The sequence below is a fragment of the Ruminococcus sp. RTP21358st1_G6_RTP21358_211008 genome, assembly GCF_040908885.1.
In the GTDB taxonomy this organism is placed as follows: domain Bacteria; phylum Bacillota; class Clostridia; order Lachnospirales; family Lachnospiraceae; genus Blautia_A; species Blautia_A faecis.
Map to the genome: position 1 here is coordinate 33,078 of NZ_JBDGDM010000027.1, position 14,589 is coordinate 47,666.

Below are 14,589 nucleotides of genomic sequence, written 5' to 3' on the forward strand. Positions count from 1 at the left end.
GCAAAAAAGGTAAATTCATGGATAAGAAAAGTAAAGTAATCGTATTGCGCTGCGACGATTATGATGAGGAAAAAATATATACCCTCCTGAAAATCGGTCTGGATCAGCTTGGTGGTCTGGAATCTTTTATAAATAAAGAAGAAAAAATCCTTCTGAAGCCCAATCTTCTGAAAAAAGCAGAAGTAGAAAAAGCGGTGATTACCCATCCTGTAGTAGTGGGCGCTTTTGCCCGGATCCTGCGAGAAGAGGAATATGAAAATATCGTACTGGCAGATTCCTGTGGCCATGGCACCACCAGGCAGGTCATCCAGGGCACCGGAATGGACACCTGTCTGGAGAAATACCAGATTCCGGCTATTGACTATACCAAGGGTGTGCATGTGGATAATCCGGAGGGAACTCAGGCAAAAGAGTTTATTCTCCCGAAGGAATTATTAGAAGCAGATTGCGTCATATCCCTTTCCAAGATGAAAACCCATGCCCTGGAGCGCATTACAGGTGCTGTGAAGAATAGTTACGGCTTCATCTATGGAAAAAACAAAGCAATTGGTCACACAAAATATCCAAGTGCGGACAGCTTTGCCCGCATGCTCATTGATCTGAACCAGTATGTGAAGCCCAGACTCTACATTATGGATGGAATTACTGCAATGGAGGGAAATGGACCAGGTTCCGGAGATCCGGTGACCATGAACATGATTCTTATGTCTATGGATCCAGTGGCACTTGACAGCGTATTTGCAAGACTGGTCTATCTGAAGCCGGAAATGGTACCCACTAATTATCATGGGGAGAAGATGGGACTGGGGAATTATAGGGAAGAGAATATTGAAGTTATTCTGGCTTCCGGGATGGAAGAAGATGAGAGCACCTGGCTGAAAAATGGCAGAAGAGAGGAGAGAATCAAGGACAGAATCGAACACGGAAGTGAGGACAGAATCAAGAATGACAGGAGCAGAGAAAATGCTGCAGAGCAACCTGCCTGGGGAATGAGACCGCAGTGCAGTATGATTTCCATGAAGGAATTAGTGGAACAATACGGGAATCCACACTTTAACGTGGATCGTACCAAAGTCCGCAGCAATATCTGGACAAAGCTTGCAAAAGCTTTAAATATATTTCAGAAGAAACCCTATATTGAAGCGGATAAATGTGTACGCTGCGGAATTTGCGTAAACAGCTGTCCTGTTCCAGGCAAAGCAGTAGATTTCCGAAATGGAAAAAAACAGCCGCCAGTTTATGACTATAAGAAATGTATCCGCTGCTTCTGCTGTCAGGAAATGTGCCCGAAGAAGGCGATTAAGGTGAAGTGAGTGTAAAATACTCCGAAGGGAACATCGGAGAAAACATCGGAGAAACATCAGAGTAATTTCGGAGATAAAGAAGAAAAGCCACTACCGAGCGTCAACTAAGTTGTGACGTTCTACAGTGGCTTATGTATTTTATCGTCCGATCATCTTCGCCACTTCCCTGATATATTCCGGTGTAGTACCGCAGCAGCCCCCTACAATACCGGCACCTGCATCAATCAGAGCTTTCACATGTCTGGAAAAATCCGGCGCTTTCATGGAATAAACGGCGTTTCCCTTATCATCAATGAACGGCATACCGGCATTCGGCTTGGCAATGACCGGGATGGAGACATTTTCTTTAATATTGCGGATAACAGAAACCAGCTGATCCGGACCAACAGAGCAATTCACGCCCACAGCATCTGCACCTGCAGCCTCCAGGGAAACAGCAGCCTCGATAGCATTTCCACCGCTGAAAATACTTCCGTCTGCATCTACCGTCATGGTACACATAATCGGCAGCTCGCAAACTGTAGAAGCAGCATCCACAGCTGCCAGAGTCTCTTCAATATTGATCATGGTCTCAGCAACGATCAGATCCACGCCAGAATCCTTCAGAATTCCAATCTGCTCCTGATACATTTCGAAAGCTGTCTCATAGGTCATCTCCCCGGCAGGAGCCATCATTTTACCACTGGTGGTAATATCTGCAGCAACGTAAACCTTATGGTCTGCCGCATCAGCGACTTCTCTCGAATAGGAAACCAGAGTGCGGTTGATCTCCTCCATACGGTCCTGCAGACCATGCATGGTAAGGCTTACACGGTTGCCGCCAAAAGTAGGAGCGTAGATAATATTGCTTCCCGCTTCAACATAAGCTCTCTGAAGATTCTGGATCACATCCTTATGCGCCAGCACCCATTCCTCTGTGCATACACCCTTCGGCATACCGGCTGCCATCAGGTTGGAACCTGTAGCGCCGTCCAGAAGAACAATATTCTGTGTCAGTTCCTGAAACTCTTGTTTTGTCATATTGTAATTCCTCCTTAAATTGGCAGAATATTGCATTTAAAAGATATTTGCATAACATGCCGCCCATTGTGGTCTGCAACCATCTGGCGAATATTTATCCTGCCGGATACGGTTGATTTCGTCATATTCCTGTCCGCGTCCTGGAAGTTATAACGTTTTCATAAAAAAATTTTATAAATCTTTCGTATTATAACACTATTTAACTTGATTTTCCAGTTGTCAGCGTATAAAATATAAGATATGCTTTTGATGGGGCTGGCTATAAAGTAAGCAGCAGCCCTTAATGACAAAAGAAATAAAAAAGGAGCTAAAAGATGAGTAGAAGGAGAAGAAGAAACGACTGGATACCAGGCGCGGTGATCACCATCATCGTCATTATGCTTTCTGTTGTTTTTATGGGACTTCTGGCAATGACCAAGATGGTTCCCACCATTTATATGCTGATCATCGGCATTGTACTTGCGGTGATCGCAGCGATAATCTGGCTGCTGGTATGGCATACCAGATACACAGGCCGCTTTATTGGCGGAACTGTTTTGGCAGTGATCATGATTGCCATTTTGGCATTCGGCGGTTTCTATATTAATAAGACAAGATCCGCCATCAGCAATATTTCCGGTGAGACTACTGAGATCACACAGATGGCTGTTTATGTAAAGAACGATGACGCCGCTGATTCTGTAGAGGCAACTGCCGGATATACTTATGGTATCCTTTCCTCACTTGACCGTGAGAATACAGATGGTGCTGTAGCACATCTGAACAGCCAGTTTGGTACAGAAGTACAGACTAAGGAATACGCAGGTCTGACAGAGCTTGCTGACGGAATCCTGAACGGTGAAGTAAATGCCATGCTGCTGAACAGCGGATATCTTAGTGTATACGAGGATATGGACGGATACACAGATTTCAGCACCAAGATAAAAGAGGTTGGAACGGTAGATGTTGAATCCACAATTCAGTCTGCAGAAGAGTCCACCCCTGTAGAGCCGATCACCACTGCTAATGGCGGTAAGGTTTACACCATCTATCTCAGTGGTATTGATACCAGAGGTGAGATGACAGCTAAGAGCCGAAGCGATGTAAATATTATTGCCACTGTGAATACAGATACACATGAGATCCTGCTGGTTTCCACACCTCGTGATTACTTTGTACCGCTTTCTATTTCCGGAGGTGCACCGGATAAGCTGACACATGCCGGTATTTATGGAATCGATGTGTGTATGGATACTCTGGGAATGCTGTATGATATTGACATTAATTATTACTTCCGAATTAACTTCGGTGGATTTGTGAAGGTAATCGATGCACTTGGCGGAATTACCGTTAATTCAGATTATGATTTTGATTCCAAGAATATTCTGGGTTATCATTTTAACAAGGGTGAGAATTATGTGAATGGTGAGCAGGCGCTTATCTTTGCAAGAGAGCGTTACGCATTCCAGGAGGGTGACCGCCAGCGTGGTAAGAACCAGATGGAGGTTATCCGTGGTGTTGTGAAGAAGGCACTTTCTCCGGAAATCCTTACCAGCTATTCCTCCATTCTTTCCAGCCTGGATGGATGCTTCGGTACTAACATCACATATGAGGAGATCGCACAGATCCTTCAGCAGCAGCTTACCAACGGCGGCGACTGGACAATCGTTTCCTACAGTGTAAATGGTACCGGTGCTACTGAGAAGCCATATTCCATGAGCCAGAAGGCATATGTTATGGTTCCGGATTATAACACTGTTGATAAGGCTAAGAGCCTTATGGAAAAGGTTCGCAACGGCGAGGTGGTAACGCAGGAGGAGGCTGATGCACCGGTTAGTGGAAGCACAAGCACTGACAGCACCTCCACAGAAGCTGTGACCGAGCCAGGTACAGTAGCATCTGAGACACAGGCTGCGACAGATACCACTGCAGCAGATGGAACTACAACCGAAGGCACAGCTGATACTACTACACAGCAGTAAAGAGAATGAGATTCCTGTGGTGAGAGGAATCTGAATATAGAAAGAAGCAAATCATTATATAACGTGGTTTGCTTCTTTTTTTGATGAATTTATAAACTTTTAAGATGATTTTTATATTACATTGTGATAAAATGTTGATATAGAAGAAGGAAAGGCGGGTGAATCTGAGTTTACATTCTTGGATTTTACAGAAGATGACATCGCACAGCTTAGTATGATACCACTTATGGGTGGACAGATGAGCCGTAAAGATAAAATTAAAGAAGGGATTTTTATAGCGAAAGAAGAGCATAATGACATGGCGGATAAAGTGATGGCTATGTTGTATACTCTGGCAGATAAGTTCTTGGATGGAGCAGAACTTGATGAGATTAAGGAGGCGATGACAATGACGAGATTGGGACAGATGATAGAGAAAGATGGACGTGAAAAGGAGCGTATAGCCTTAAATACGCTGAATAAAAAATTACTTTCTTCCAATCGCATTGAAGATTGTATAAAAGCTACAGAAGATGAAGAATATCAGAAAAAACTCATGAAAGAATTTGGTATAAAATAAATAAAACCTGGCCGGGACATCACTTACCTGATCGTTCCCGGCCCTAACTATGTTAGAAACATATAGAAGCAAATTTGCATAACCCACCACCCAACCGGAAACAATAAAAAAAGATGACCTCCAAGTCGCATTATTTCAGTAATGCGACGGTCATCCAGGCAGTTTTTCTGCTTTCTTTCCCATCATCGTTTTACATTCTATCGCGAATAACAGGGAAAGTCAACCAATTATAGCGACTATAGACTCTTTTTGTCGAATTATACCATAATTTGTTCCAAATTCACCTTTTTCCCATTAGTTTTTCAAAGGGATTTTTTCGATATAAAATAATTGCGTGGTCATATAATTGGTACATACTTATAGAATAAGGAGGCAGCTATGTGCAGAAAAGGTGAAAACATACGCAAACGCAAGGACGGACGCTGGGAAGCCCGTTATATCAAATACCGTGATCCGGAGGGAAAAATCCACTACGGTTCCCTCTATGGCAAAACATATGGCGAAGTAAAGGACAAGCGAAACAAAAAAATTGCAGAAGTGCCAGGCTATGGATATCTGGTGCGAAATCCTGGCATTTTGAATTACCAGGCTACCTTCGAAACAGCCGCTGAGCATTGGAAACAGGAAATCCGCTATACCATCAAGGACAGCACTTTTTCTAATTATGAAGCAATCCTGAAGAATCAGCTTCTTCCGGAGCTTGGCAGCACCCAGATACGGAAAATCAGCAATTCTCAGATCACGCAGCTTATTCATAAGAAAAAAGAACTGGCATTGTCTGCAGGAACCATTCATGTAATTTTAAGCGTACTCCGCAGCATTTTGAACTTTGCAGCAAAGGGAGGCGTCTATACCAGTGAACCAATCCGCTACCCCCATTTGGCTGGCACCAGCCAGGAGGTGCAGATTATGAAGCTTGCAAACTATAACCAGCTGGAGAAATTTCTTATTGACAATATCAGCGATTTCCATTTCGGTCTGCTGCTTTGCATGCATACCGGCATCCGTGTAGGCGAACTCAGCGGCCTGCGCTGGGAAGATGTGGATTTCACCCAGCACAAAATCCGCATACAGCGTACTGTGATCCGCATCAAAAATCTAGATCAGACCGCCAATCCGGACACTGGAAAAATCCCAAAAACCATTCTGTATATCGGTCCGCCGAAGACAGAACATTCCAACAGGGAAATTCCGTTGCCAGACAAACTGCTGTTTTATGCGAAACGTTTTCGTAAAGATGGCTCCGCATATATTTTGTCTGGAACTGCCAGATGCATGGAGCCACGGGTAATCCAACGCAGATATGCAGCGCTGCTGAAAACATGTGGAATTCCCCCCATTAAAATCCATGCTCTCCGGCATCAGTTCTCCTGTCGCTGGGTGGAACATGGCTTCGATACCAAGTCCCTGTCCGAAATACTTGGACATACTTCCGTGCGAACTACACTGGATCTGTATGTGCATATCCAGGCGGAAACGAAGCGACAGTATATGAATCAGATGATGGAGCAGGCAATATAACAGAATGAACAATTTCAAAAAAGGCAGTTATGCCAGAGAACTCTCTTTTGAGAGGTCTCTGGTGTGACTGTCTTTTTTTGCTGCCTGGAAAGGGTAACCGGATGCAGAAAAATCTCAATTTCAAAAATAAGGGGTCTTTATTCGTGGTCGATAGTCCAAATTGTACTGATTTTCTGTGCGTTTGCAGTGCAAATACGCATTACTGAAATATTACGAAAGAAACCAGCAGAAATCACAGACAAAATTTATGAAAACAGGATACAGCATCCGAACCTGGCGCATGCGCCTGGTTTGTCCGGAGCCTATATGGCTGGACAGAACAGAAGAATATTTTCAGAACGTGGTGGAGTTTTACTACCACCTTCTGAGACAGCATGAAGAACTGTGGAACAGCAGCCTCTTCGACATCCAGCGCAGTCTGGAACTCCTGACCCTGGCCGGTCGGGACGGCAGACAGCCCACCAACCCCTTACCAATGGGGAAAGTACCTGTCTACCTGAGACGCGCCGCCATCAACAAAGCATCTGCCACAGTAAAAAGCACCCAGGAGCTTCAATCCGGATTCCCTGAGAAGCTGGAAGCCAAGGTTACCTTTTTCAAAGGAATGTATTCAGACCTCACCGACAGATCCATTTGCCTGAAGCTGTGGAACGGTGAGAAATGGATCTGGACAGACTGCAATCTGAAAGGACGCCCCTTTCCCCAAGATGGTCAGCTGATGTCGCCCACCCTGGTAAAGGAGGGCAGGCGCTACCTGCTGAATATCCCGGTGAAACAGGAGAACAGCGACGCCCGCACTGCCAAAGAACGAATGGCAGAGGGCACGAACCTGTGCAGTGTACGCTTTACAAACACAGACACCTTCGCAGTGTGCTGCATTCTGGATGAGCAGGGAAATCAGCTGGCTGTACACACCTGCCGGGGCGGAGATGCGTACCGCCACCGCTGCAAGCTGCTGGAGACCAGAATACAGAAATCCAGACCAAACACAGTGGGAGACAATAGTCCCCAGCCAAACCGGAAGTACTACATGCACCTGAAGAACCTGTCCGAGCACTACGCCCATCAGGTCAGCCGTGAGATCCTGAACTTCTGCAAAGAGGATCAGGCAGGAATCATTGTCCTCCCCGATTACGACCGGAACTTCACCCGGATGGCAATGGTAAAAAGCGGCAATTTTTCTCCGCTTCACTTAAGCAGCAAGATCCGGATCAACCTGCAGTACAAAGCCTGGGCAGAAGGAATTCTGGTACTGGAAACCAGAACAGACGGACTGAAAGACAAATGTGCCATCTGCGGCGGCAAGGTTCGCCGGAAGGGAAATGAATTCCTCTGTGAAAATGGTCATCAGGGAAACCGCTTCCTGAATGATGCCAGAAATCTTGGCAGGAAATGCCAGGACAGTTTTTTTCGCGGAAGTAGAACAAAATAATTATTGACAACAAAGAGAAAAATGATAATAAGCAGCGTTACGAACGCTCTTATCTATAAAACCGGGTAACCGGGCAAAGAGGCTGCGCCAGTGACGCAGGCTTTTCGGCAGACCACCGCCGGCGCGGGTTCCGGACTTCCCCAAGATATCCTGGGAGTCGCCGAAGCACCAGACAGGAAGCTATCTGGTAAGTGGTCAAAGTTATGAAAAAATGGGAGGAAAGGACTGGGGGGGGTAACTCCGTCCATATGATTAAGAAATGACAACGAAAAAACAAAAAACCGAACGCAAAAAAAGAAAGTTGGAGCATTGGCAGGTAATCGCACTTTGCCTGATTATTTATGATGTGATCTCCGTAAACGCCGCATACTTTCTCGGACTGTGGTTCCGCTTTGATTGTACATACTCCGCAATACCCGGAGAATATTTGTCTGCCTATCTGAAATTTGCACCATGGTATACAGTATTCTCTGTTTTTGTCTTTTGGGCATTGCGCCTCTATAACAGTGTGTGGCGCTTCGCAAGCTACAGTGAGCTGTTAAGAATTTGCTTATCTACTGTAATTACATTCCTGTTCCAGATAATTGGAATCACATTTGTCATTCAGAGAATGCCAATGTCCTATTATCTTTTCGGAACCATTATTCAATTTTGCCTGATTACAGGAATCCGTTTTTCGTATCGATTTGTTCTTCTGGAAAGAACACGGAAACAGAAGGAAGAGGAGGGTCCGCTGCATCACATTATGCTGATCGGTGCCGGCCAGGCAGGACAGATCATTCTCCGCGACGTGGAACGTGCCAAAGAGCCGAAAGGAAAGGTCTGCTGTATTATTGACGATAACCCCAACAAATGGGGACGCTATATGGAGAGTGTGCCCATTGTAGGCGGTCGTGATGATATTCTTGCAAGCGCAAAGAAATATAAAATCGACCAGATCCTTCTGGCAATTCCAAGCGCAAGTGCGGCAGAGCGAAGAGATATCCTGAATATCTGTAAAGAAACCAAATGTGAAATGAAGATTCTTCCAGGTGTGTACCAGTTCGTCACCGGAGAAGTGTCCCTCAGCAAAATGAAAGACGTGGCAGTGGAAGACCTTCTTGGAAGAGATCCTATCAAAGTAAATATGGATGAGATTTTCCGCTATATCAGTGGAAAAACCATTCTGGTAACTGGTGGTGGCGGTTCCATCGGAAGTGAGCTTTGCCGTCAGATCGCAGCCCACGCTCCGAAACGACTGGTGATCTTCGATGTCTATGAGAACAATGCCTATGACATTGAACAGGAGCTTCGTTCCAAATATCCACATCTGGATCTGGTAGTACTGATCGGTTCCGTGCGTGATACCAGAAAGATTAATGATGTATTTGAAACATACAAGCCAGACATTGTTTACCATGCAGCTGCCCATAAGCATGTACCTCTTATGGAAACAAGCCCATGCGAGGCAATCAAGAACAATGTAATGGGAACCTATAAAACAGCTCATGCAGCTCTGAAAAATGGCTGCCAGCGTTTCGTACTGATCAGTACAGACAAAGCTGTGAATCCAACCAACATTATGGGAGCCAGCAAGCGTCTCTGCGAGATGGTTATTCAGACAATGGATAAGATCAGCAGAACCGGAAGAGAAGATCTGCTTCCATTACTGGGAAGCCACTATGAGGATAGCGAGGAAGCACTTGCAGAGGTGGCAGCGACTTGTGAAAATTTAGGGGCAAATGGTGAGAGAAAATACAGAACTGAGTTTGTGGCAGTGCGCTTCGGAAATGTACTGGGAAGTAATGGATCTGTTATTCCGTTGTTTAAGAAACAGATTGCCAAAGGCGGTCCGGTAACGGTTACCCATCCGGACATCATCCGTTACTTTATGACCATTCCGGAGGCGGTAAGTCTGGTGCTTCAGGCTGGAACCTATGCTAAAGGCGGAGAAATCTTCGTCCTGGATATGGGAGCACCGGTGAAGATTGATACACTGGCAAGAAACCTGATCAAGATGTCGGGGCTGACCCCGGATGTGGATATTAAAGTGGAATACACTGGGTTAAGACCTGGGGAGAAGCTTTATGAAGAGAAGCTGATGGCAGAGGAAGGTCTGACGAAGACGGATAATGATCTGATCCATATCGGGAAGCCGATTCCGTTTGATACGGATGAGTTCCTGCAGCAGATGGAGAAACTGGCTGTTGTGGCTTATGGGAATGATCCGGATATTAGAAGTTATGTAGAAGAGATTGTACCGACTTATCATGCGGCGAAGGATGATCTGAAACTGCATGGAGATACATATAAGAAGTTGTTTGAAAAAGCAGCAGGAAATTAATAACAGGAAAAGAGGAAGTTATCATGTTCAGTAACAAAAATGATTTTCAGCCTTTTGAGTCAAAGGTGTGGCTTAGCAGTCCAACAATGTATCCAGACAGTATGAAATATGTTATGGAAGCATATGAGACAAACTGGATGTCTACTGTTGGCGCAAATATTAATGAAGTAGAACGCAAGGCTTGCGAGAAAGTTGGCTGCAAATATGCGGTAGCTTTATCCGCAGGAACTGCAGCACTCCATATGGCAGTAAAGCTTGCAGGAGTAAAGCCAGGAGATAAAGTGTTTTGTTCCGATATGACATTTGATGCGACTGTAAATCCTGTTGTATATGAAGGCGGAGTACCAGTATTTATTGATACGGAGTATGATACCTGGAATATGGATCCTGTTGCTTTGGAGAAAGCATTTGAAATTTACCCAGAAGTAAAAGTAGTTGTTGTAGCTCATCTTTATGGAACTCCGGGAAAGGTAGATGAGATTAAAGCAATTTGTGAGAAACATGGTGCAACAATCATTGAAGATGCTGCAGAATCCCTTGGAGCAACTTATAAAGGTGTACAGACTGGAACATTTGGTACATATAATGCAATTTCCTTTAATGGAAATAAAATTATTACAGGTTCTTCAGGAGGAATGCTTCTTACAGATAGCGAAGATGCAGCAAATAAGGTTCGTAAATGGTCTACACAGGCCAGAGAGAATGCACCGTGGTATCAGCATGAAGAACTTGGCTATAACTACAGAATGAGCAATGTGATTGCTGGTGTAGTTAGAAATCAGTTCCCTCATCTGGAGGAGCACATTTCACAGAAGAAAGCAATTTATGAAAGATATAAAGAAGGATTCAAAGACCTTCCTGTGAAAATGAATCCATATGATGAAAATAACAGTGAACCTAATTTCTGGTTATCCTGCATGATCATTGATGAAGAAGCAATGTGCAAGCAGGTGAGAGGAGAGTGTGATGTACTTTACACACCAGAAGCAGGAAAAAGCTGTCCTACAGAGATTTTAGACGCAATCAGCAGTATTAATGCAGAAGGACGTCCAATCTGGAAACCAATGCATATGCAGCCGATCTATAGAATGAATGGATTTGTGACAAGAGAAGGAAATGGTAGAGCAAAGACAAATGCTTATATTGCTGGTGGAATGTTGAGTAAGGTGGATGGAAAACCAATTGATATTGGAATGGATATTTTTGCGAGAGGTCTTTGTCTGCCAAGTGACAATAAGATGACGGCGGTGCAGCAGGATGAGATTATTGCTGTAATTCGTGCTTGCTTTGAATAAACTAAATAAAAAATGGAGCATCAAAAGTGTACGCGAAATATTTTAAACGAGGAATTGATTTTATTTTAAGCTTATGCGCGCTAATTGTTCTTTCACCAGTTCTTTTGATTCTTATAATATTGGGGACTGTGTTTATGGGCGGAAACCCATTTTTTACCCAGGAACGGCCTGGAAAAGCTGAAAAGATTTTTAAATTGATTAAGTTCAGAACAATGAGCGATAAGAAGGATAAAGATGGAAATCTTCTTCCTGACGAATTACGGTTGAATAAATATGGCAAGTTTTTACGTGCTTCTTCATTAGATGAATTGCCAGAACTTATCAATATTTTGAAAGGTAATATGGCAATTATTGGACCGCGTCCATTGCTTGTAAGATATCTTGCAAGATATAACGAAGAACAGCACCATCGTCATGATGTAAGACCAGGACTTACAGGATATGCTCAGGCGCATGGAAGAAACGCAGTGTCTTGGGAAGATAAGTTTGCAATGGATGTGTGGTATACGACGCATATTACTTTAGTTGAAGATATAAAGATAATTATTGATACTGTTAAATCTGTATTGAAACATGAAGGGATTAGTTCAGAAACTTCTGCGACTATGGAAGAGTTTATGGGGACTCCAAAAGGTATAAGTGCTAAATGGAAAGCTCCAGTTGAGGAAAATTGAAAATGAAAGAAATTCATATTTTGGTAACAGGTGTTGGAAGGCGTGTGGAATTAATGCAAGCTTTTCGTCAGGCGGCATTAAATTTAAATATTAATTTAAAATTGTATGGTGCAGATATGGCTGGAACAGCACCTGCTTTAGTGTATTGTGATTATACAAGAAAAGTTTGTTCTATGCATGATAAGGAGTATATTCAGCAATTAATTGATATATGTGTAGCTGATAAAATTGATGTTCTTATACCTACTATTGATACGGATCTTTTGATACTTTCAAAGAACACAGAAAAATTTGACAAAGTAGGAACAAAAGTTTTAATTAGTAAGTCTGATAAGATTCTAATTTGTCGGGATAAGAATAATACAGGTGAGTTTTTTGAATCATGTGGATTGAAAGCTCCTAGAACTTATAATAATTACAAAAATTATCCAGGTCCATATCCTTGTTTTATCAAACCCAAAGATGGTAGTAGTTCTATTAATGCTTTTAAAGTGGAGAATGGAGAAGAACTTGCTGTTTATGCGGGGCAGATTAGCGAATATATTATTCAGCCGTTTGTCTCTGGGAGAGAATTTACAATTGATATTTTTTGTGATTTTGAGGGAAATCCAATATTTATTACTCCACGTGAACGTGTTCAAGTTAGAGCTGGAGAAGTTTTGAAAACAATGATTTGTATGGATAAAGTAATGATCGAAGAGGCAAAAACTCTTTGTAAGTTTTTTAAGCCATGTGGACCGATGACTGTTCAGCTTATTCAAGATGAGAACACAGGAGACAACTATTATATTGAGATTAACCCACGTTACGGTGGCGGTGCGCCTCTCAGTATGAAATCAGGTGCCAGAAGTGCAGAAGCGTTGTTGAAGTTAATTAGTGGAGAGAAAGAAGAGTACCATGAGAACGCTAGCTGTAATGGTGCAATTTATAGCCGATTTGATCAAAGCGTTTGTATTTCTGAAGGAGACGACACACAGCCAATCAAGGGCGTAATATTTGATCTTGATGATACTTTATATAGCGAAAAAGAATATGTAAGAAGCGGGTATAAGAAAATTGCAGAATTTCTTGGAAGAGAGGACGCCGTTGATAAAATGTGGGAATATTTTGAAATAGGAATGCCTGCTATTGATGCATATCTTGAAGAGATTAGGGAGATAGATAAGAAGGAAAAATGTCTTGATATATATAGAAATCATATGCCTTCTATAACTTTATACGAAACTATGAAAAATGAAATTTTAGAATTGAAGGCTAAAGGTATAAAAGTTGGCATTATTACAGATGGAAGGCCAGAAGGTCAACGTGCAAAATTAAAAGCATTGGGACTTGATAAGATGGTTGATGATATCATAATTACTGATGAACTTGGTGGAATCCAGTTTAGAAAGCCAAACGATATTTCTTTCCGTATAATACAGAATCGCTGGAGAATTCCTTTCGAACAGATTGTTTATATTGGGGACAATGTTAATAAAGATTTTCAGGCACCCAAGCAGCTTGGCATGAGATGGAGATATTTTGCTAATAATGATGGGTTGTATTCAAATAGTTGTAATGCTTCTCATGGTTTAGACTTCATAAAAACGGATATTATTGAGAGGATGTAGATATGACTAATGTTAAAATTGCGTATTTACTAGTTGCACATAAGAACCCAGAACAGGTAAATATGTTTATTAATCAGTTACTTCAATATGGGGCTTGTGATGTATATGTGCATGTTGATAAAAAAAATCCAGATTTGTTCAACAAAATTATTTCTTCACCAAATGTATTTAAATATAGTAAATATGATGTTCGCTGGGGAAGCTTTGAAATAGTGAAAGCTGCAGTTGAGCTTATGAGGATGGTAAAAAATTCTGGAAGAAAGTACACTCATATGTATTTTGGCTCAGGACAGGATTTGTTAGTAAAAAAAGGATTATATGAGTATTTAGAAAATAATTCGGAAACAGTATTTTTACATATTGTTGGTGAGATTAAAGATGATAATCGTGAATCTGCACGATATAGAATTTGTTGGCCACATAAACTTATGATACGAGATGACTTGCATCCGTATCGTTTTATTCGGATTATTATGCAGATTTTATGTAGTTTAGGACTGGTAATTAATAAAAATAGGAAACAACTTAAACAATCGGTTAGATTTTATGAGGGAAGAACCTGGTTTATAGCACCTATGAATGTATTATTATATATCATTGATTATTTAGAGCGTAATCCAGATTATGTTGATTTTTGGGAAAATAGTTTGGCATCAGATTTGATGTTTTTTCAAACAATAATAATGAATTCGCCATACGCGGATAAGGTGGAAGATGAGTTGATGTTTGTAAATTTCGGTAAAACATTTGCAACAATGAATCATCCATTAAATATTACACCAGAAATGGATGACAAAATTGAAAAAGGGAAATTCTATTGTGCGCGTAAATTTGAATTAAATGAGGATAGTGATGCAATAAAATATTTTCTTGAAAAAACAAAGTAGAGG

The 14,589-nt window shown here is 42.2% G+C and carries 11 protein-coding genes; 10 read left to right on the forward strand and 1 reads right to left on the reverse strand.

The features are described 5' to 3' along the window. The first annotated feature begins 17 nt into the window (after positions 1–17). Positions 18–1,313, forward strand: a complete 1,296-nt coding sequence (locus AB5Z12_RS11925; RefSeq protein ID WP_368357207.1) for a DUF362 domain-containing protein — start codon at positions 18–20, stop codon at positions 1,311–1,313. Positions 1,314–1,442: 129 nt separating this feature from the next. Here the strand turns inward: AB5Z12_RS11925 and AB5Z12_RS11930 are convergent, their stop codons facing one another. Next, positions 1,443–2,324, reverse strand: coding sequence for a homocysteine S-methyltransferase family protein (locus tag AB5Z12_RS11930; protein ID WP_368357208.1), 882 nt, complete (start codon positions 2,322–2,324; stop codon positions 1,443–1,445). A gap of 314 nt (positions 2,325–2,638) precedes the next feature. Between AB5Z12_RS11930 and AB5Z12_RS11935 the strand changes: the two genes are divergently transcribed. From AB5Z12_RS11935 to AB5Z12_RS11975, 9 genes are all read left to right on the forward strand, one after another. Next, positions 2,639–4,285: an LCP family protein gene (locus AB5Z12_RS11935; protein WP_368357209.1), complete on the forward strand. Its 1,647-nt coding sequence runs from the start codon at positions 2,639–2,641 to the stop codon at positions 4,283–4,285. Between the two features lie 178 nt (positions 4,286–4,463). Beyond that, on the forward strand, positions 4,464–4,844 hold the full coding sequence (locus AB5Z12_RS11940) for a hypothetical protein (protein ID WP_195392017.1): 381 nt from the start codon (positions 4,464–4,466) through the stop codon (positions 4,842–4,844). 378 nt (positions 4,845–5,222) lie between these two features. Beyond that, positions 5,223–6,365, forward strand: coding sequence for a tyrosine-type recombinase/integrase (locus AB5Z12_RS11945; RefSeq protein ID WP_368357210.1), 1,143 nt, complete (start codon positions 5,223–5,225; stop codon positions 6,363–6,365). A gap of 247 nt (positions 6,366–6,612) precedes the next feature. Further along, positions 6,613–7,797 carry a transposase gene (locus AB5Z12_RS11950; RefSeq protein WP_368357211.1) on the forward strand — a complete coding sequence of 395 codons (1,185 nt, stop codon included), beginning with the start codon at positions 6,613–6,615 and terminating at the stop codon, positions 7,795–7,797. A gap of 301 nt (positions 7,798–8,098) precedes the next feature. Then, a complete protein-coding gene (locus AB5Z12_RS11955; protein ID WP_368368664.1) occupies positions 8,099–10,120 on the forward strand; it encodes a polysaccharide biosynthesis protein in 2,022 nt (673 codons plus the stop codon). Between the two features lie 23 nt (positions 10,121–10,143). Next, positions 10,144–11,415, forward strand: coding sequence for a DegT/DnrJ/EryC1/StrS family aminotransferase (locus tag AB5Z12_RS11960; protein ID WP_368357213.1), 1,272 nt, complete (start codon positions 10,144–10,146; stop codon positions 11,413–11,415). Between the two features lie 26 nt (positions 11,416–11,441). Further along, on the forward strand, positions 11,442–12,089 hold the full coding sequence (locus AB5Z12_RS11965) for a sugar transferase (RefSeq protein ID WP_368357214.1): 648 nt from the start codon (positions 11,442–11,444) through the stop codon (positions 12,087–12,089). A gap of 2 nt (positions 12,090–12,091) precedes the next feature. Then, positions 12,092–13,699, forward strand: coding sequence for an HAD-IA family hydrolase (locus AB5Z12_RS11970; RefSeq protein ID WP_368357215.1), 1,608 nt, complete (start codon positions 12,092–12,094; stop codon positions 13,697–13,699). Positions 13,700–13,701: 2 nt separating this feature from the next. Further along, positions 13,702–14,586: a beta-1,6-N-acetylglucosaminyltransferase gene (locus AB5Z12_RS11975; protein ID WP_368357216.1), complete on the forward strand. Its 885-nt coding sequence runs from the start codon at positions 13,702–13,704 to the stop codon at positions 14,584–14,586. Positions 14,587–14,589: the final 3 nt, after the last annotated feature.

What these genes read in the sequence shown, in the direction of transcription:
- AB5Z12_RS11945 (WP_368357210.1), top strand. Translation starts at nt 5,223, where the DNA reads ATGTGCAGAAAAGGTGAAAACATACGCAAACGCAAGGACGGACGCTGG.
- AB5Z12_RS11970 (WP_368357215.1), top strand. Translation starts at nt 12,092, where the DNA reads ATGAAAGAAATTCATATTTTGGTAACAGGTGTTGGAAGGCGTGTGGAA.
- AB5Z12_RS11935 (WP_368357209.1), top strand. Translation starts at nt 2,639, where the DNA reads ATGAGTAGAAGGAGAAGAAGAAACGACTGGATACCAGGCGCGGTGATC.
- AB5Z12_RS11960 (WP_368357213.1), top strand. Translation starts at nt 10,144, where the DNA reads ATGTTCAGTAACAAAAATGATTTTCAGCCTTTTGAGTCAAAGGTGTGG.
- AB5Z12_RS11930 (WP_368357208.1), bottom strand. Translation starts at nt 2,324, where the DNA reads ATGACAAAACAAGAGTTTCAGGAACTGACACAGAATATTGTTCTTCTG.
- AB5Z12_RS11925 (WP_368357207.1), top strand. Translation starts at nt 18, where the DNA reads ATGGATAAGAAAAGTAAAGTAATCGTATTGCGCTGCGACGATTATGAT.
- AB5Z12_RS11950 (WP_368357211.1), top strand. Translation starts at nt 6,613, where the DNA reads ATGAAAACAGGATACAGCATCCGAACCTGGCGCATGCGCCTGGTTTGT.
- AB5Z12_RS11975 (WP_368357216.1), top strand. Translation starts at nt 13,702, where the DNA reads ATGACTAATGTTAAAATTGCGTATTTACTAGTTGCACATAAGAACCCA.